General features: G+C 72.5%; 17 protein-coding genes and 2 pseudogenes. 12 read left to right on the forward strand and 7 right to left on the reverse strand.

Annotated features, from left to right (window positions below; genetic code table 11):
* Positions 1-493: 493 nt before the first annotated feature.
* Positions 494-1,165, reverse strand: coding sequence for a hypothetical protein (locus Q1K26_RS07285; RefSeq protein WP_300008742.1), 672 nt, complete (start codon positions 1,163-1,165; stop codon positions 494-496).
* Positions 1,166-1,281: 116 nt separating this feature from the next.
* Between Q1K26_RS07285 and Q1K26_RS07290 the strand changes: the two genes are divergently transcribed.
* Complete coding sequence (locus Q1K26_RS07290) at positions 1,282-2,412, forward strand: crosslink repair DNA glycosylase YcaQ family protein (RefSeq protein ID WP_300008744.1); 1,131 nt, start codon at positions 1,282-1,284, stop codon at positions 2,410-2,412.
* A 96-nt stretch (positions 2,413-2,508) separates the two neighbouring features.
* On the opposite strand, the gene Q1K26_RS07295 is transcribed toward Q1K26_RS07290, so the two are convergent.
* The 3 genes and pseudogenes from Q1K26_RS07295 to Q1K26_RS07305 form a co-directional block, all read right to left on the reverse strand.
* The gene (locus Q1K26_RS07295) at positions 2,509-3,393 is read right to left on the reverse strand and encodes a DEAD/DEAH box helicase family protein (protein ID WP_300008746.1); all 885 of its coding nucleotides are present in this window, start codon (positions 3,391-3,393) and stop codon (positions 2,509-2,511) included.
* Positions 3,394-3,475: 82 nt separating this feature from the next.
* A pseudogene (locus tag Q1K26_RS28695) lies at positions 3,476-4,447 on the reverse strand (DEAD/DEAH box helicase family protein); the annotation flags it as partial.
* A gap of 681 nt (positions 4,448-5,128) precedes the next feature.
* Positions 5,129-5,440, reverse strand: coding sequence for a hypothetical protein (locus tag Q1K26_RS07305; protein WP_300008748.1), 312 nt, complete (start codon positions 5,438-5,440; stop codon positions 5,129-5,131).
* 153 nt (positions 5,441-5,593) lie between these two features.
* On the opposite strand from Q1K26_RS07305, the gene Q1K26_RS07310 reads away from it, so the two are divergent.
* The 4 genes from Q1K26_RS07310 to Q1K26_RS07325 all read left to right on the forward strand — a co-directional run bounded on the left by Q1K26_RS07310 (position 5,594) and on the right by Q1K26_RS07325 (position 7,915).
* Positions 5,594-6,124 (forward strand): hypothetical protein, encoded by a 531-nt coding sequence (locus tag Q1K26_RS07310; protein ID WP_300008750.1) that lies wholly within the window; start codon positions 5,594-5,596, stop codon positions 6,122-6,124.
* Positions 6,121-6,567 carry an SEC-C domain-containing protein gene (locus Q1K26_RS07315; RefSeq protein WP_300008752.1) on the forward strand — a complete coding sequence of 149 codons (447 nt, stop codon included), beginning with the start codon at positions 6,121-6,123 and terminating at the stop codon, positions 6,565-6,567. The genes Q1K26_RS07310 and Q1K26_RS07315 overlap by 4 nt, the downstream gene beginning before the upstream one ends.
* Positions 6,568-6,756: 189 nt before the next feature.
* On the forward strand, positions 6,757-7,473 hold the full coding sequence (locus Q1K26_RS07320; RefSeq protein WP_300008754.1) for a DUF433 domain-containing protein: 717 nt from the start codon (positions 6,757-6,759) through the stop codon (positions 7,471-7,473).
* A 4-nt stretch (positions 7,474-7,477) separates the two neighbouring features.
* Positions 7,478-7,915: a hypothetical protein gene (locus tag Q1K26_RS07325; protein ID WP_300008756.1), complete on the forward strand. Its 438-nt coding sequence runs from the start codon at positions 7,478-7,480 to the stop codon at positions 7,913-7,915.
* A gap of 97 nt (positions 7,916-8,012) precedes the next feature.
* Here Q1K26_RS07325 and Q1K26_RS28700 read toward each other — a convergent pair whose 3' ends face one another.
* Positions 8,013-8,267 (reverse strand): DUF2399 domain-containing protein, encoded by a 255-nt coding sequence (locus tag Q1K26_RS28700; protein WP_363320435.1) that lies wholly within the window; start codon positions 8,265-8,267, stop codon positions 8,013-8,015.
* Between the two features lie 61 nt (positions 8,268-8,328).
* Between Q1K26_RS28700 and Q1K26_RS07330 the strand changes: the two genes are divergently transcribed.
* Entirely contained in the window at positions 8,329-8,544 is a 216-nt protein-coding gene (locus tag Q1K26_RS07330; protein WP_300008758.1) for a hypothetical protein, read from the forward strand.
* A gap of 268 nt (positions 8,545-8,812) precedes the next feature.
* Here the strand turns inward: Q1K26_RS07330 and Q1K26_RS07335 are convergent, their stop codons facing one another.
* Positions 8,813-9,115: a hypothetical protein gene (locus tag Q1K26_RS07335; protein WP_300008760.1), complete on the reverse strand. Its 303-nt coding sequence runs from the start codon at positions 9,113-9,115 to the stop codon at positions 8,813-8,815.
* A gap of 299 nt (positions 9,116-9,414) precedes the next feature.
* On the opposite strand from Q1K26_RS07335, the gene Q1K26_RS07340 reads away from it, so the two are divergent.
* The 6 genes and pseudogenes from Q1K26_RS07340 to Q1K26_RS07365 all read left to right on the forward strand — a co-directional run bounded on the left by Q1K26_RS07340 (position 9,415) and on the right by Q1K26_RS07365 (position 15,140).
* Complete coding sequence (locus tag Q1K26_RS07340; RefSeq protein ID WP_300008762.1) at positions 9,415-10,860, forward strand: hypothetical protein; 1,446 nt, start codon at positions 9,415-9,417, stop codon at positions 10,858-10,860.
* Positions 10,857-10,982: a hypothetical protein gene (locus Q1K26_RS07345; RefSeq protein WP_300008764.1), complete on the forward strand. Its 126-nt coding sequence runs from the start codon at positions 10,857-10,859 to the stop codon at positions 10,980-10,982. The genes Q1K26_RS07340 and Q1K26_RS07345 overlap by 4 nt, the downstream gene beginning before the upstream one ends.
* Positions 10,979-11,542: a hypothetical protein gene (locus Q1K26_RS07350; RefSeq protein WP_300008766.1), complete on the forward strand. Its 564-nt coding sequence runs from the start codon at positions 10,979-10,981 to the stop codon at positions 11,540-11,542. Before Q1K26_RS07345 ends, Q1K26_RS07350 begins: the two co-directional genes overlap by 4 nt.
* Before the next feature lie 183 nt (positions 11,543-11,725).
* The gene (locus Q1K26_RS07355; RefSeq protein ID WP_300008772.1) at positions 11,726-11,959 is read left to right on the forward strand and encodes a hypothetical protein; all 234 of its coding nucleotides are present in this window, start codon (positions 11,726-11,728) and stop codon (positions 11,957-11,959) included.
* 32 nt (positions 11,960-11,991) lie between these two features.
* Positions 11,992-12,627 (forward strand): annotated as a pseudogene (locus Q1K26_RS07360) (alpha/beta fold hydrolase); the annotation flags it as partial.
* A 206-nt stretch (positions 12,628-12,833) separates the two neighbouring features.
* A complete protein-coding gene (locus Q1K26_RS07365; RefSeq protein WP_300008768.1) occupies positions 12,834-15,140 on the forward strand; it encodes a xanthine dehydrogenase family protein molybdopterin-binding subunit in 2,307 nt (768 codons plus the stop codon).
* A gap of 403 nt (positions 15,141-15,543) precedes the next feature.
* On the opposite strand, the gene Q1K26_RS07370 is transcribed toward Q1K26_RS07365, so the two are convergent.
* Entirely contained in the window at positions 15,544-16,848 is a 1,305-nt protein-coding gene (locus tag Q1K26_RS07370; RefSeq protein ID WP_300008770.1) for a GMC family oxidoreductase N-terminal domain-containing protein, read from the reverse strand.
* Positions 16,849-16,993 lie beyond the last annotated feature (145 nt).

Here is a 16,993-nt window from a genome sequence, read left to right on the forward strand (position 1 = left end):
CCACCGGCCAGGGCCGCAAGCGCTGGATGATGCGCTGGAAACCCGCCCTCAACGCCTTCGAGATGACCTTCGACGGCCGACTCGCCGCTGGCCGTCGGTAGACCCGACCAACATCAGTTACACCGTTCAGTTGACAGTCCCACATCTACAGAACGCCGCCGTCGCTACCAGCCGGTGGCGAGCGAGTCAGCCCGCACGGTCCAGCAGGAGGTCCTCGGTCAGCGCCAAGGCGTGGGGCAAGGGTTCGAGTCCCCCCTCGGACACAATTTCGTGGCATCCCTGCCACATCCGACGTGCCGGTGCTCGAAGGCACTCCAACACCCAAGCGCGGCTCATCTCGCCGCACCGGGGTTGCTCCTGCAGCGGCCTCGGTCCTCACCCCGCTGCTCATTCCGGCCGTACTGCCTGGAACCGCGCAACCTCGCACGGCCGCGCCACGCACGGTCCTGCCGTTGGCGTCCGTGCCGGCCACGCGGCCGCACGACGCCGCCGTCTACGGGATGGCGGCCATCGATGACCGCGGCCGGATCACCGACCAGCTCGTCCTGCGAGCCCTCCGCTGGGAGCCTGGCACCTGCTTCGACGTCGCGGTGAGCGGCGACGTCGCGACGCTGACGGCCCGGCCGGGAGGCGACGGCCGCATCACCCACACCGGACGGTTCCGCCTGCCGGCGCGGGTGCCGCAGGCGAGGATCTGGGAGGTCAAGTCGATCAGCTCCGGCGAACCGCGCGTCCACCGGCTCCGCGGCGGCGCCGACGGCCACCGGGCGCGCCCGGACCTGCCGGCCGGTCCGGCGATCGGCGCGGCCGGGGGCGGGCCGCTCCCCCGGATCACCCCGACGCACCCGGCCTGCGCGCCGAGCCGCGCGGCGACCGCTGCGTCGGTGGTCGGCAGGTGCGCGGCGACCGCACCGACCGGCAGGACCGCGCAGTAGGCTACGGCGTAGTCGACGAACTCCAGCCGGTCAAAGAACAGGCCCGCCCGGTCGCCGCGCCGCAGCCCGCGGGCCGTGAGCGCCCGGGCCACGGCCTCGGTCTGCGCGGCCCACTCGCCGAAGACGAGGCTCCCGGCGACCTCGCTCCCGGCGCCCACGACGAACGCCGTCGCGTCCGGCTCGGCGATGGCCCGGTCCCGCAGCAGGTCGGTCAGGACGTACGTCGTCACCTCGGGGCAGCGGGTTCCAGCGCGGTCATGGTCGCACCGTAGGAAGCGGGCGACTCCCGATCCGTTCACAGATGAGCAGCTCAGGCCCGGTGCCGCCCGCGTGGTAGAACCACCGCATGAGCGCCCCCGAGCTGACCAGACGCGCCGTGCTGGGCCACCGGTCCGCCGTCCACGGCCTCGACCGGCGGGCGGGCGGGGCGGACAGGGTGCTCGGGCTCGGGATCCAGGACACCCTGTACGGTTCCGCGGCGCGCGCCCTGGCCGCGCGCGGTGCCGCGCCCGCCGACGGCGCGGCGGGGCCGCTGGTCTGGACCTGGCGCGGCGCACCGCACCTGCACCGGGCCGAGGACCTCGCGTTCCTGGCCCGCGCCCTCTGGCCGGTCGGCGACGCCGACGCGACGAAGCGCATCGCCACCACGAGCATCCGCCAGGGCGCCCGCCGGGGCGTGGAGGCCTTCACCGCGGCCGCGACGGCGATGCGGGACGTGGTCACCCACCGGATGTCGAAGGGCGAGGTCAGCGCGCTGGTCAGCGAGCGGGTCCCGAACGACCTCACCTACGACTGCGAGTCGTGCCGGGCCCGGCACATCTCCGGCGCCCTCTTCCAGCAGGTGGGCCTCGCGGCCGGGGTGCAGGTCGTCCCCGAGGGGCGCAGCACCCTCCTCGAACCCCTGCCCGAGGACGTCCGGCCGCCCCGGGTCCCGGAGCGCGGCGAGGGTGCCGCGGCGGCGCTGCTGCGCTACGTGGAGCTGCACGGGCCGGCGTCGGCCGCGCACCTCGGGTCTTTCCTCGGCACCACGACGGCCGTGGCGAAGAGCGTCGTGCAGGCCATGGTGACGGCCGGGGCACCGGCCGGCCTCGTCGAGGTGAGCGGGCCGGGCGGGCCGGGCTGGATGACGCCCGACGCGCTGGACCGCGCGCGCGACGCCGAGCCGCTGCGGGCGACCCGGCTGCTGCCCCCGTCGGATCCCTGGCTGCAGGCCCGCGACCGCGAGGTGGTCGTCCCGGACGCGGCGCGCCGCAAGGTGGTGTGGCGGGCGATCGGCAACGCGGGCGCCGTCCTCGCCGACGGCGAGGTCGTCGGCGTGTGGCGGTCCGCGGCGCAGCGCGGGGGCCAGCTCACCGTCACCGTCGAGGCGTTCGAGCCGCTGGCGGCGGGGCGGCGCGACGAGATCGACGCCGAGGCCCAGCTGCTCGCCGCCCCCGGCTCCGGGACGCCCCCGGTGCAGGTCGCGTTCGCCGCCTGATCCGCGCCGGGGCCCCCGCGACTCAGCAGGTGATGAGCTCGAACGCCTGGGCGGGCACCCCGCCGAAGCGGGTGGCCGTCCACTCGGCCGCGCGGGTCACCGGCGCCCGGACGTTCGCGGTGGGACGTGCTGCGTCGTGCTCGGGTCGGGAAAGCCCAGGCTCCGGTAGCCGGGTGCGCGCTTGCGCAGCGAGGACGCCAGGACCCCGGTCTGGATGTCGTGGTAGTCGTGCACCTCGACGACGTGCTTCCCGGGCGCCGCGCGCAGCACCCGGCCGACGTACTGCACCAGGCGGCCCTTGAACGCGATCGGTGCCGCCAGGAACACGGTGTCGAGCGCAGGACAGTCGAACCCCTCACCGACGTAGGGACCCGTCGCGACCACGAGCAGTGGCCCGTCGTCCGGCTGGAGCCGGTCCAGCGCAGCGCGGCGCTGACCTGCTCCCATCCCTCCGCGCAGCACCACCGGTTCGTGCCCTGCGGTTCGCAGCAGGTCGGCGAGCACGGCGACGTGCCCGGTCCACTGGGTCAGGACCAGGCAGTTCCGTCCGCGGGCGAGCGCGGCCAGGACGTCGGTGAGCACCTGTTGATTCCGGGCGTCGTCAGCGACGAGGTCGCGGTAGACGGCGGCGATCCCGCCAGGAGCCGACGGATCGGCGTCGCCGCGGTAGGCGAAGTCGGTCAGGTGGACGGTGAGGGATCGTTCCGCCGTGCCACCGGCCGCGGCGGCGGCGAGGGTGCCCGGCTCGGGGGCGCTCATGGTGTGCCGGACCGGGCCGAGTTGCAGGGCGATCAGGTCGTCGAGCTCGTCGCGTCGGTATGGGGTAGCCGTCAGGCCGAGCCACCGCCGGGCCGCGATCTGGCGGACGGCATTGTCGAACGCCGTGGCTGGGAGGTGGTGGCACTCGTCGACCACCACGAAGCCGTAGTTGGCGGTCAGCTCCGGCAGGTCGTCGCGCCGGGACAGGGTCTGCAGGGTCACCACGTCGACCGTGCCGCGCACGCTTCGTGCGGCCACCACCGAGCTGGCCCGCGGTGACGCCGAGGTGCTCGGTCAGCCGCGCCCGCCACTGATCGGCGAGGGTCTTGCGGTCGACCAGCACCAGTGTCGAGGTGGCGTGCCGCGCGATCAGCGCGCACGCGATCACAGTCTTGCCCGCCCCGGGCGCGGCGACCAGCACCCCGTGGTCGTGATCGGCGAGGTCGGCGACCGCGTCGTCCTGGTCGTCGCGCAACGTCGCGGTGAACGCGAACTGCTGCGGTGTGCCGTCCGTGCGCCGGTCGTCGATCTCCAGTGCACTCCCAGCCTCCTGGATGACGTTCGCCAGCAGGCCGGCCAGCCCGCGTGGAAGCACCAGCCGACCGTCGAGGGTCTCGTCGAACGAGTGCAGGAACCGCGGGACGCCCCAGGTCGAGAACCGGCGACGCTGCCGGTCATAGAACGCTGGATTCGGCATCGACGCCGCATGCTTGAGGGTCGCGGGCAAAGCCGGCGTCAACGCGGACATCTCGACCGAGGCGCCCGCAGCAAGTTGCACGCCCACCACCGGCGCCGGGCGGGGTTGGATACCCGAGGCCGTGGCCGGCACCAGCCTGGTGACAGCGACACCGACCTTCGGCGGGGCAACCTGGCCGGCGAGGCGCGCCACCTCCCGTGGTGACAGCCGGTGCAACGAGGCCAGGTAGGACCACTGGTCGGCATGCGGCTCCAGGGTCGCCAGGTCCAGGAACACCGTCGCCCCGTGCCGACGTGATCGGCCCTGCAACGGCGCCGCGATCAGGTTGCCGATCCCACCCGATGCCGAGAGCACATCCTGCGACGGGAACAGCCGGTCATACGCGGTCAGATCCATCCGGCCCCGCAGCGCGATCGCCTCGCGCAGCAGCCCAGTGCCCAGCGCCCGAGCAGTGGCGGCGGGCACCGGACCGGCGAAGAAGATCCAGACGTGCGCCCCGATGCCCGACCGCGACACCTCCAACGCCGCCGGAACCCCGACCGCCCGAGCCGCTTTGAGGTACGCCAGCGCATCGAGCATCGCGGACGGGCCGTCGAAGTCCGCTGCGAGCCAGTGGCAGGTGTCGCCGGCGACCAACGGGTACAGCCCGAGGTGGACCTCGCCCTTCAAGTGCGCCTCCACCACGCGGTCCGTCAGGCGCAGGTACGGCCGGTTGGTGCCCTTCCGCCACCCGCCCTCGACCGCCGGCGACCACCCCGAACGGCCCGTCCGCGCGCTGTCCCACCTGATCGCATACACGTCGGCGCGGGCGGCGAACAGCGTGCGGAAGAAGCGGACCTTGTCCGGCCCGATCGACGACGCCGTGACCGGACCGGGCTGGTCGAGGAACAGCCCCGTCTGCGCGGCAGCGGGAAGGCGCGCCTGCTCGGGCGTCAGGTCCAGCAGCCGTCGCAGCCGCGCGTTCTCCGCGCGCAACGCCGCTACATCGGCCTCGGGCGAGGACGATGCTGAGCTCGTCACGGCCCGGCGTACCCGAGCCGTTCAAGATGCGCCCGGGTCGACACCCCGCGCCATCCAGCACCCTGGCTCGCCAGCACCACCCGCACCGGCCTCCACATCTTCGACAGCCGCTGAACCTTGACACAAGAACCGCAGCGGGGCGACCGTGCTCCACACCGTGCCGACCACACACGCCGACCCGCGGTCGCCCGGGCATCAGCCCTCCGGAAGGCCGACGTCCAGGCGGCGTCCGGCGGCGGATCACCTGGCCCAGCGCCGGTACGCCTCGATCCACTGGGCACCGGGCGGAGGCGGCGTCGGCAGCGGGAGGCCCAACACCAGGATCGCCTGACACATCCCGCCGCGCGAGCAGCGGGCGACGATGTGCCCACGACCGGTCAGATCGAGGTCCTCGACGGTGACTGCGACTCCAAGCACGGTCGTCTGGAACGGCACGGCGAGCTCGTCCACCATCACGCCGTAGAGGCCGGCGACCTGCTCGTGCTCGTCGTAGCAGTCGATGGTGGCCTCCGCGATCAGCGCGTCGAGCTCGGCCACACTGAGTCCGCTCATCGCGGGAGGGTACCGACCGCGGACCGGTGCCCGGCGGGACAGCGCGAGCACCCGCCTCGGTATCGTCGCGGCCCGCAGAAGGTCGCCGCGGGAACCGACCGCCACAGTCGAGCCACAGCGGGTGGAGGATCCGTGCCAGCACGATCACCGGCAGTGAACGCCCTGTCCCCGGCGGAGAAGGCTGAGCTGCTCGACGCTTTGCTCACCGCGCGACCCGAACTGCGAGGGCAAGCCGAGGAGCTCGCAACCCGGCGGCTCTCACAGGTGGACCCGACCGGGGTCGCCGACGGCGTGGAGTCAGCGCTGCGATTCGTGGAGATCGACGAACTCAACGGCCGGGCGGGACACCGACCGGGTATCGGCTACCTGCATCCGGTGGACGCCGCCGCCGAGATCCTCGACGAACTGCTGCAGCCGTTCCTCGACGATCTGCAGCGGCACGCACGGCTGGGCATGACGGTCGCCGCCACGGAGGTGGCGGTGGGCATCCTGCATGGCCTGTACCGATGCCGGGACGGCGGCTCGGAGTCCCTGCTCGAGTACTCGCCCGACTTCGCGGACGAGCGAGCAGAGCAGATCGTGCGGCAGTGCCGCGCTCTGGCGGTGGACCTTCCGGTCGACGACCTCGTCGATGCCCTGCCGGGTTGGGAACCACTGTTCGGTCACGGATGGTCGATGCGATGAGTGAGGCAGGCTGGTCCCCCGCCGGCAGCGACGGCACCTACCAGTACGCGACAGCGGCCCTCTCGGTGTTCTGGCCCGAGGAGCAGTTCCGCATCCTGGTTGCGCGATGGCCGCACCTGGCCGCTCGCGTGGGCGCGACGTGGGACGAGCACCGCCGCCGTGTCGAGCAGCACTGCGCGTTCCTGGAGCAGCAGGGACTGCGGGTCCAACAGCTACCTGGAGACGTGTCCAGTTTGGCGACCTTCCTCGCCGCGCGGAAGGTCACGAAACCCGGTGACGACGACCTCAACGCCTACCCGGACCTGCGCACCGTCACGACCCCGATGACGGCGTGGCCGCCGGCACGAACCGCGCCGTGCTGGTGCGGCTCGGGGGGCAAGTACAAGCAGTGCTGCCGCCGGTACGGGCTCGGCACCCTGGTCGTCGGCAACATCAGGACTTGAGGACGTAGCAGCCGTGCTGAGTGACGTCGTCGGCCAGGGTCGATTCCGTCCGGTTGCCCTGATCGATCAGCCTGCCCGTCCTCCGGTGACTCCGCCCGGGGATCGGACGACGGCACTTGAGTGCCCGCGGCCGCTCGTATGTTCGGCGACCCCGGTAAGCCCCGATAGTGTGTGGAAGGAGGAGGCAGCATGACGATCGTGGCGGATGAAGCGGAGGAGTACCGGATCCCGCTCTACACGCAGCCGCAGGCTGCGCAGATCATCGACGTGCGCCCGGAGACCCTGCGCAACTGGGCGCGCGGATACGCCTACAAGACCCTCGGCGGGGTCGTCGAAGCGTTCCCGATGATCACCACCACGCGCAGCGGCAGCGGGCGGGCGCCGTCAGTCCCCTTCCTCGGCCTCGCCGAGGCATACGTACTCGCCGCGTTTCGATCCGCAGGCGTCCCGATGCAGCGGATCCGCCCGGCTATCCAGTGGCTCGACGAACACATCGGACTTCCTGCAGCCTTGGCGAGCGAGCGCCTCAAGACCGACGGCGCGGAGATCCTCTACGACTTCAGCCGGCAGTCCGCTGCTACCGACGGTCGGGTCGTGGACGACATCGGCGACCTGGTCGTGGTCCGTAACCAGCAGCGGGTCTTCGCCCCACTCGTGAGCCGTTATCTGCAGACGATCTCGTACCGAAACGGCTACGTGGAGCTCATCCGGTTGCCCCGGTACGAGCAGGTGGAGGTCACCATCGACCCCCGGATCAACTCGGGAAGGCCGACCATCGCCCGGCGCGGCCTGCGTGTCGCCGACGTCGTGTCCCGGCTTGCCGCGGGTGAACCCGCCGCGCAGGTCGCGGCGGACTACGCCCTGACCACCGACGAGGTCCGGGCGCTGGTCGCCACGCGGATGTGATCTGATGCCGACCGCGGCCGTCGACGAACCGCGGTTCTTCCTCGACCGCGGCCTCGGGTCACAGATCGTGCCGACCGCCCTACGAGCCCGGGGATGGTCCCTCACCACGATGGACGAGCGGTACGGCACGGATCGGAGCCAAGCCGTCGGCGATGAGGAGTGGATCTCGGACGCAGCCGTCCGGGGAGAGATCCTGCTGTGCAAGGACCGAGCCGTCGCTCGCAATGTCGCTGAGGCCAGGGCCATCTACATGCACGACGCCCGGGTGTTCGCCCTCGCCCGGGCCGACCTCACCGGGCCGGCGATGGCTGCACTGTTCCTGGACGCAGAGCAACGCCTTCTCCGTATGGCTGTTCGCGCCCGAGGCCCATACGTGGTGTCCATCTCCCCGAACGGCCTGACCCGCCTCCGACTCGCCTATCCGTTGCCCGGCGGCCGGTAGCACCGAGACAGGTTGATCTACTCGAAAAGCAGCAGGTCAGCGCGGTGCAAGACGGTGGGGTCATGGTACAACTCGGTCCTCGGACACCAAGATCGACTCACGGACGTGCCCCAAGTCCCACGCTGGCGGTCGCCGAGCTTGCCACGACAGGTCCCGGCCACCTGACAAGCAGAACGCCTATGGATCTTCCAGATCCGCGAGCAGCAAGGCGACCACTCGCCGCTCGGGAACAGCGGTGCCGTGCTCGGCGAGGGCTGAGCGCATAGGCCGCGAGGCGCACCCCCTCACCGTCGAGATCACCGTGGTAACGCAGCGAAGCGCCGCCTGCCGCCAACGTCCGCAAGAGCAGCATCGCGGCCGGCGATGGACGCCGACGACGTCGCCGGGACGCCAGCCCGGCCGCCGAGACGCGCGTGTTCCTCGATCCGCCCCACCACCGCCCAACTGCTCGAAGACCCGAGCCCGACGCACTCTCGGGCCTGCTGTCCCGCGCGCGCTGCGCGGCCACCGGCGGCGACCGGCTGCACATGCACGACGACGGGCCACCGTGCCTGCGCTGCGCCGGGCTCGACCACCTGGTGCGCCTCGCGGCCGGTGACGCGCGGCGCGCGCTCGACACGACGAACTGACCGAACAGCGCACGAGGCGAACAGGATCGGTCAGCGGCTGCAGCTTCGACCAGCTGGCCTCCCGGACCTCGTCGACCTGCTCAGCAACGAAGTGCAGCAGGATCTGCGGCCCGTCGTGCTGCCCCCGGTCTCGGTCACGCCGGGGTACCGACATGCCCCCACCGCCAGAGCCGAACAGGCCCGAGCGTCGCCTGCCGTTCGCCACCATCGTGCTCGCCAACCCGATGTCGCATTGCCGTCCCAGGACGTGCTCGGTCGCGAACTCGGCTCAGCGGGCCCGAGCGACGGCGCGTCGCGCGATCGCCACGGCGCGTTCCGCGGCAGCCACCGCGCCACGCGCCTTGGTTGCGGATACCTGGCCCGGCTCGTAGTGGGCCTGCGTCTTCAGCGGCATCAGGCGGCGAAGCTCGCGCGCGATCTCCTTTCCTTCGTCCCCCGCCTTGGCGACGAAGTCCGCCGCCTGCTCGTGCGGTCCCTCCCAGCGCAGCCCGATGAACTCGACCTGATCAACACCGCCGCCCGGACCAGCGGCAACGACGTCATCCTCGACACTCTCCTGCTCCGACTGCACACCGAGACCGCCTGCCGCCGGGGCGGCGCCCTCGCCCTGCGCGGGGCCGACCTCGACGTGGGCAACTGCCTGATCCGGCTACGGGAGAAGGGCGGCACCCCGCACTGGCAGCCGGTCAGCCCGCTGCTCGCCGGCCGTCTCGCCGAGCACGCGGAGCACCGCGGCGCCGTCGCGCCCGGCGACGCACTGTTGCGCTACCGCGATGGTCACGCGCTGACCAGCCGCAGGTACGGCCACCTGTGGAAACGCCTCGGCCGGCAGCTGCCCTGGATCGCCACGCACGGCGTCTCCACCCATTGGTGCGCCACACCACCCTATCCTGGGTCGAGCGCCACTCCGGCTACCGCATCGCCCGCGCCTACACCGGGCACACCGACAGCAGCGGACCCACGACCACGACCTACATCAAGGCCGACATCCACGCCGCGGCCACCGCGCTGGCGACACCCACTCACTTACTCCGGCCCAGGCAGGTCCGCGGCCCCGACGAGGGGGATCGCGTGCTCGGTCGACGTCTGGCCGTCGGTAGGGTCCGCGCCGTGCTGAGACGCGACCACCGTTCGGGCCGCTCGATCCGGCCGCGCGATCACGAGAGCGCGGCCGATCCCGCCGCGGAGGGGGGAGCAGCGGCCACGCCCACCCCGGCCGTCGTCGACGCGGCACGTGGCTGCCTGCTCCTCACCCGCGCCCGGGCCGTGGCCGCGTTCGTCGGCACCGGCCGTCCGGTCACCGCGAAGGCGGTGCTGCGCCGCGCCGACATCCCCGCGGCATGCGCGAGAGCCGGGTTGCCCGACCCGGGTCGGGTGGTCAGTGCCGCGCACGTGCCCGCTCTGCACCGGGCCTGGACCGCCGCCCAGGGTGCCGGCCTGCTGACCGTCGGCGCCACTCAAGCATGCGCAGACACGACCACCGACGACCCGGTCGACCAGTGGCGGCACGGCGTCACCGCCGTCCTGCGTGCCGAGTCCGCCGACCCCGGACGCCGCAGCGCCACACTCGTCTGCGCCGCCGCCCTCGACGTCCTCACCACGACACCCGACCTACCCGACCCCGGTTTCGGCGACGCCCTCGACGGCGTGCTGGACCTGCTGCCGCTGCGCGACCAGATGACGATCGGGTACGCGTTCCGCCGCGGCCTGCTCCCCGAGACCGGTGCGATCGAGGTGCTCGCCGAGTGCGGCGCCGTCGATCCCGCGACCCGCAAGGTCACCGCGCTCGGTCGGTGGGCCCGACCCGAACTGGATCGACCTCCGGCTCCCCGCACCGCGTGGACCGAGGACGACCAGCTCGAACTGCGGATCGACCTCGACCGGTTCCGCCCACCGGTCTGGCGTCGAGTGCGGCTGCCCGCCGCAACCACACTCACCGAACTCCACGAGATCATCCAGGTCCTCTTCGAGTGGGACGGGGACCATCTGCACGTCTTCACCGTCGACGGCATGCACTACGCCGACCCGATTCACGAGCTCCAGGAGTGCGCCGACTCCGACCAGCTCACCCTGGCCGAGGCGCTGCCCCGAGCCGGCGCCCGGCTGTCCTACCGCTACGACCTCGGCGACTGCTGGGACCACACCGTGCTGCTCGAGACCGGTGGGCCGGCCGCCACCCCGACCCGGCCCACCTGCATCGGCGGCCGAGGAGACGCGCCCGTCGAGGACTGGCCGGACGAACAACCACCCCCACCCCGCCCGTTCGACCTCGCCGCCCTCGACCGGGCTCTGGCCAGGCACATGAGCCGCACGTGACCGCGCTCGCGACCGCACCGCTCAACACCGCACCGCTCAACACCGCACCGCTCAACACCGCACCGCTCGACACCGCACCGCCGGGCACTTCAGCGACGAGCCGTGGCGAGGAGGGTCCGTGATCGCGCAGCCCGGCCTGTTCGATCTGCCCGACCCACCACCGACCCCCGCCGTCCGTGCGCCCCGGGACCGCGGACGGCGCGGCGAGCACTGGACCCGCACCGTCGTGGCTGGGCTGCACGTGGTCGACCGCGGCGCGCTGCGCGACGCAGCACACCGGCGCCTGTCCGAGGGCATCGTCATCGACCTCGGGCCCGCCGACGATCTCGACGAGGACCTGCTCGACCCGCACGAGGAGATCGCCATCAGCAGCGCCGCCGCTGTGCGCTGGTGGATCGACCCGACCGCCGGAACCTGGCCCGAGCTGGCCGAGGCGCTCCGGCTCGACGCCGTCGACCTCGACGCCAGCGACGAGACCCCGCGGCAGGTCCGGGCCAGCTGGTCGGTGACCGCCACGATCACCGATCTTGACGTACTCCGCACGCTCGCAGCCGGCCCGGGCCGCGGGGACGGAACCTTCCCCGACCTGTGGAACCGCGCCGCCGACCCCTACGCGCCGCTCGCGGGCCTGCCGGGCATCAGCTGGGAACCGATCGGCGTCGAGATCATCCGAAGTCGCTGATCCGTGTGCATCGCGCCGGCACTCGGTTCAGCAGCCGTGCGACCGTCCGGCAGAGATCGACCGTGGTTGCTGGTCGACCACCGGGGTCACGACGACTCGTCACGTCACGTCGATCCGACCGTGCCGGCGTACAAGCCCGGCCGTACTGCAACTGGCCAGCCGCTCAGCGAAGATCCATCGCGCATGGCGATCACGACCTCCGCGCCACCGTCGGTGTACCCCGGGTCGACGCCCGATCCGAGGACGGGCTGGCCCGACCCGCGCGCCGAGGGCGAGAAGATCATCGCCGACCTGCCGGCCGGGCTCGGGGAGCTCGCCGTCATCACCGGCGCCGGCCACCACCCGCACGCCCAGACCCCCGACGCGCTGCTCGCCCTGGCCCTGCCCTTCCTGGCCAGGACGCTGACCAACGTCTAGCTGCACCGCACCGGCAGTGCTGCCGGCGCCCATCGGAACCGGACGACACCTTCGCCGCCGACCTGAACACCCTGCTGGACACCCTCGACCTGCGCGAGGTCATCCTCGTGGGGTTCTCGATGGGCACCAGCGAGCTCGCCCGCTACGTCTCGCGCTACGGCCCCGAGCGGGTCGCGAGGCTGGCGTTCCTCGCCTCGTTGGAACCGTTCCTCGTCGCCCGCGACGACAACCCCGACGGAGTCCCGCAGAAGGTCTTCGACGGGATCGAGGCCGCGGCCAAGGACGACCGCTACGCCTGGTACTCGCAGTTCTTCGCCGACTTCTACAACCTCGACGAGAACCTGGGCAGCCGGATCAGCCAGGAGGCGGTCACCGGCAGCTGGAACGTCGCGATCTCCAGTGCGCCCGTGGCGGCCCACGCCGTCGTCTCGTCCTGGATCGAGGACTTCCGCGCCGACGTCGAGGCGGTCCGCGCGAGCGGCAGGCCGGCCTTGATCCTGCACGGGACCGCCGACAACGTCCTGCCCATCGACGCCACCGCCCGCCGCTTCCGGCTGGCCCTGCCCGAAGCGCGGTACGTGGAGATCGACGGCGCCCCGCACGGTCTGCTCTGGACCCACGCCGAGGAGGTCAACACCGCGCTGCGCGAGTTCCTCGCCCTCCCGTAGGCGCCCGCCGGCGCCGGGTGTCCCGCGTCCGCCCGGGGGACGCGGTGACCGCCCGGCGCCCGGGCGGGATCGCGACGGCTACAGGCGGACCGGTGACGGCTGACTTGGGCATGATTCTTCAATCTATGCACGATCACAGTATTTGTGCATAATTGGACGCACCATCATCCACCCGAGGACTGTCCGTCGCCGGAGAGGACCCACCCATGACCGTCACGACTCAGGGATCCGTCCTGGGCAACCGCGTGCTGCGCACCGAGGACCGGGAGCTGGCCGGCGGAGCGGGCGACTACACCGCCGACCTGCCCGTCGAGGGCGCCTACCACGTGGCGTTCGTGCGCTCCACGATCGCGCACGGGACGATCACGTCGATCGAGGTGGGCGAGGCGGCCGCCATGCCGGGGGTCCGGGCCGTGTACACCTTCGACGACATCGGGCTGGCCCCGCGCCAGGGCCTGCCCGGCGTGGTGCCCGAGACGATGGCCCGCCCGCACCTGGCTCGGGGCAAGGTCCGGTTCGTCGGCGACATCGTGGCCGTCGTGGTCGCGGACTCCGCGGCCGAGGCCCACGACGCCGCGGAGCACGTGGTGGCCGACATCGAACCGCTGCCCGCCGTGGTCGGGATCGAGGAGGCGCTCGCCGACGGCGTCGCGCTGCTGTTCGACGAGGCCGGCTCCAACCTCGTCGCCGGCGACGGCACCGGCGAGGTCGAGGGACTCTTCGACAAGGTCGACACCGTCGTGCGGGCCACCTTCCACAACCAGCGCCTCGCCGGTGTCCCCATGGAACCCAACGCGTGCGTGGCCCGGCCCGGCGAGCCCGACGGCGGGGTCACGATGTGGCTGCCGACGCAGGCGCCCAACGGCGCGCAGGCCACGCTGGCCGCGGACCTGGGCCTGGACCCGGCACGGATCCGGGTGATCGCGCCGCGGGTCGGCGGCGGGTTCGGGCCCAAGGCGTTCGACTACGTCGAGTGGGCCGTGGTCGCGAAGGCAGCGCTGCTGCTCGGGCACCCCGTGCGATGGACCGAGACGCGCTCGGAGAACATGCTCTCGATGGTGCACGGCCGCGCCCAGGTGCAACACGTCGAGCTCGGCCTGACCCGCGAGGGCCGGATCGTCGGGCTGAATGCGGACGTGATCGGCGACGCCGGGGCCTACCCCGCCATCGGGACCATCCTGCCCAGCCTCACCCAGCTGATGTCGCAGGGCGTCTACGACATCCCGGCGATCGAGTTCGCCTGGCGCGCGGTCGCCACCACGACCACCACCGTCGGGGCCTACCGCGGTGCCGGCCGCCCCGAGGCCACCCAGATGCTCGAACGGATCCTCGACATCGCCGCCGACGAGCTGGACATCGATCCGGTGGAGCTGCGACGGCGCAACCTCATCCCGCCCGACCGGTTCCCCCTCACCACACTGACCGGCGCCCCCTACGACAACGGCGAGTACGCCAAGACCCTCGACGCGGCGCGGCTCGCGGCCGGCTACGACGAGCTGCTCGAGCAGCAGCGCGCCCGCCGGGAGTCCGGGGACCGGGTCGCGCTGGGCATCGGGGTCGGCTGCTACGTCGAGGTCACCGCACCGCTGGGCCTGGACGTCGAATGGGGCAGTACACAGGCACATCCCGACGGCACGTTCACCGTCTCCGCCGGCACCAGCGCCCACGGCCAGGGCCACGAGACCGCCTTCGCACAGGTCGCCTCCGCGGTCCTGCAGGTGCCGATGGACAAGATCCGGCTGGTGCAGTCCGACACCGCGCTGGTGCCCCGCGGCTCGGGCACCATGGGGTCACGGTCGCTACAGACCGGTGGCAGCGCGATCCACACCTCCAGCACCGAGCTGGTGGTCCGCGCCCGGGAGATCGCCGCCCACCTGCTGGAGGCGTCCATCGACGACGTCGAGCTGTCCGCGGCCGGGTTCGGGGTCAAGGGAGTCGCGGGCCCGGCCGTCAGCTGGGCCCAGGTCGCGGCGGCGGCCGAGGACGGCACCGGCAGCCCCGACGGCACCGCGGCCGCGCTGCGCGAGGAACTGGACTTCGCGCAGGGCCAGTCCAGCTTCCCGTTCGGCTCGCACATCGCCGTCGTCGAGGTCGACCTGGACACCGGGCTCGTCACCCAGCTGCGGCACGTCGCCGTCGACGACTGCGGACGGATCCTCAACCCGCTGCTCGTCGAGGGCCAGCAGCACGGCGGCATCGCCCAGGGCATCTCCCAGGCGCTCTACGAGGTGTTCGACTACGACGCCGACGGCAACCCCACCACCGCCAACCTGGTGTCCTACACGATCCCGAGCGCGGCCGACGTGTGCGCGTTCGAGGCCTCCACCACCGAGACCCCGACACACCTGAACCCGCTGGGTGCCAAGGGCATCGGGGAGTCGGGGACGATCGGGTCCACCCCGGCCGTGCACAACGCCGTCATCGACGCGCTCTCCCACCTCGGGGTGCGCCACATCGACATGCCGCTCACCCCCGAGAGGGTGTGGCGGGCGATCCAGCAGGCAGCCGGCTGACGACGCCGCCGCCGCCGGCCCTCGACAGGGCGCCGATCCCCCCTCGACAGGGCCGGTCTCACCGCACTCACCGCGGCGGGGCCCGGAGTTGAACAGTCGCACGGTCACCGCACCCGATGCCGTCACCGCACCCGATGCCGGGGCCGGGGCGCCGATCGGTTCGGCAGGGCCGAGCACCCCCTCGCGGATGGGCCGGTACTCGCCCCTGCTCGCGGCCCCTGCTCGCGGCCCCTGCTCGCGGAGCGGGGCTTCGCGCCATGATCGGCAAGGGCCGCCGCTCGGCCGAGGCCGTGCACCGCCCGGAGGGGTCGTCGACTTCCGGCCCCTCGTCGTCGACCTGCACGATGGCGACATGACGGGGCCCGCCCGGTGGAGCGTGGTCACCGGGCGGGCGATCGTGGGGTCAGGCCGTCGCGAGATTCGCCGCCACCCTCGGCTCCACGCCGGTGACCAGGCTCGCCGCCTTCGACCCGATCATGGTGATGGCCGCGTTCGGGTTCACCCCGACCATGAACGGCATGATCGACGCATCGGCGATCCGGAGGCCCTGCAGCCCGCGCACCCGCAGTTCGGGATCGACGACGGCGTCGGCTCCGGTGCCCATCGCGCAGGTCCCGGCCGGGTGGTAGTAGGTGCTCGCAGCCTTGGCGACGAACTCGCGCAGCGCGGCGTCGCTCGTCACGTCCGGGCCGGGCAGCACCTCCCTCGCCCGCCACGGCGCGAACGCCCGCGCCGCGCCGACCTCGCGGGACAGGGCGATCCCCTCGATCAGCCCGACCACGTCCGCGTCGTCGGCGAGGTAGTTCGGGTCGATCGCGAGCCCGCCGTCCGGCAGCAGGCGCACGCTCCCCCGGCTGCGCGGGTACACGATGCCGGGGGCGATGGTGTAGCTGTTCGCCGGCGCGGTGAACTCCGGTGAGTGGAACGGGACGTGCACCAGCGCGACCTGGATGTCGGGTGCCGGCAGGCCCCGAGATGCGCGCAGCGAGCTGTGGGTGAACAGCACGCTCTCCGAGAGGTTGTTGCGACCCGGCGGCAGCGGCTGCGCCGCCTCGTACACCACGCCGAGCAGGACGTGGTCGTGCAGGTTGCGGCCCACGCCCGGCAGATCGTGCACCACGTCGACGCCCACCGCGCGCAGCTCGTCGGCCGGCCCGATCCCGGACCGCAGCAGCAGCCGCGGCGAGTCGATGGCTCCCGCGCACACGATCACCTCGCGGCCGGCGAGGATCCGCTCGCCGCTGGCCAGCTCGACGCCGGTGACCCGGTCACCCTCGACGAGCAGCCGGGCGACGGACGCGCCGGTACGCACGGTGAGCCCGTCCCGACCGGCCACCGGGGCGAGCAGGCAGGTCCAGGTGTCCTGACGCACCCGCTCCTTGATCGACACCGGGCCGAATCCCGCACCCTCCGACGTCGCGCCGTTGAAGTCGTCGTTGGCGGGGTAGCCGCGCTCCAGGCAGGCCGCCACGAACGCCTCGGAGGTCGGGTTGTGGTCCTTGTCGCGCAGGGTCGACACGTGCACCGGCCCACCGACGCCGTGGTACGGGGAGGCGCCGCCCTCGTTGTCCTCCAGGTCCACGAAGTGCGGCAGCACGTCGGCGTAGCTCCAGCCGGGGTTGGGGCCCGCCTCCGCCCAGGCGTCGAAGTCGGAGTGGTGGCCGCGGATGTACTGCATCGCGTTGAGGCAGCTCGTGCCACCGAGCACCTTCCCGCGGGGATGCTCCTATGGATGTCAAGCTGCGGATGAAGGTCGTTCCTGTTGAGCGACGGGTGTTCTGCCTCCCTCCCGGGTAGATCGTCTTCCGCCGCTGGTCGGTGTCAACGTCGTTCGTCCTCGCTGCGCTGCGGGC

Source organism: Pseudonocardia sp. (assembly GCF_029263155.1).
Taxonomy (GTDB): Bacteria; Actinomycetota; Actinomycetes; order Mycobacteriales; family Pseudonocardiaceae; genus Pseudonocardia.

Bases quoted from the DNA above. Each gene is read 5' to 3' on its own strand.
- Q1K26_RS07290 (WP_300008744.1), top strand. From the start codon at position 1,282: ATGAGCGCCCCCGAGCTGACCAGACGCGCCGTGCTGGGCCACCGGTCC.
- Q1K26_RS07305 (WP_300008748.1), bottom strand. From the start codon at position 5,440: ATGAGCGGACTCAGTGTGGCCGAGCTCGACGCGCTGATCGCGGAGGCC.
- Q1K26_RS07315 (WP_300008752.1), top strand. From the start codon at position 6,121: ATGAGTGAGGCAGGCTGGTCCCCCGCCGGCAGCGACGGCACCTACCAG.
- Q1K26_RS07320 (WP_300008754.1), top strand. From the start codon at position 6,757: ATGACGATCGTGGCGGATGAAGCGGAGGAGTACCGGATCCCGCTCTAC.
- Q1K26_RS07325 (WP_300008756.1), top strand. From the start codon at position 7,478: ATGCCGACCGCGGCCGTCGACGAACCGCGGTTCTTCCTCGACCGCGGC.
- Q1K26_RS28700 (WP_363320435.1), bottom strand. From the start codon at position 8,267: ATGCTGCTCTTGCGGACGTTGGCGGCAGGCGGCGCTTCGCTGCGTTAC.
- Q1K26_RS07355 (WP_300008772.1), top strand. From the start codon at position 11,726: ATGGCGATCACGACCTCCGCGCCACCGTCGGTGTACCCCGGGTCGACG.
- Q1K26_RS07365 (WP_300008768.1), top strand. From the start codon at position 12,834: ATGACCGTCACGACTCAGGGATCCGTCCTGGGCAACCGCGTGCTGCGC.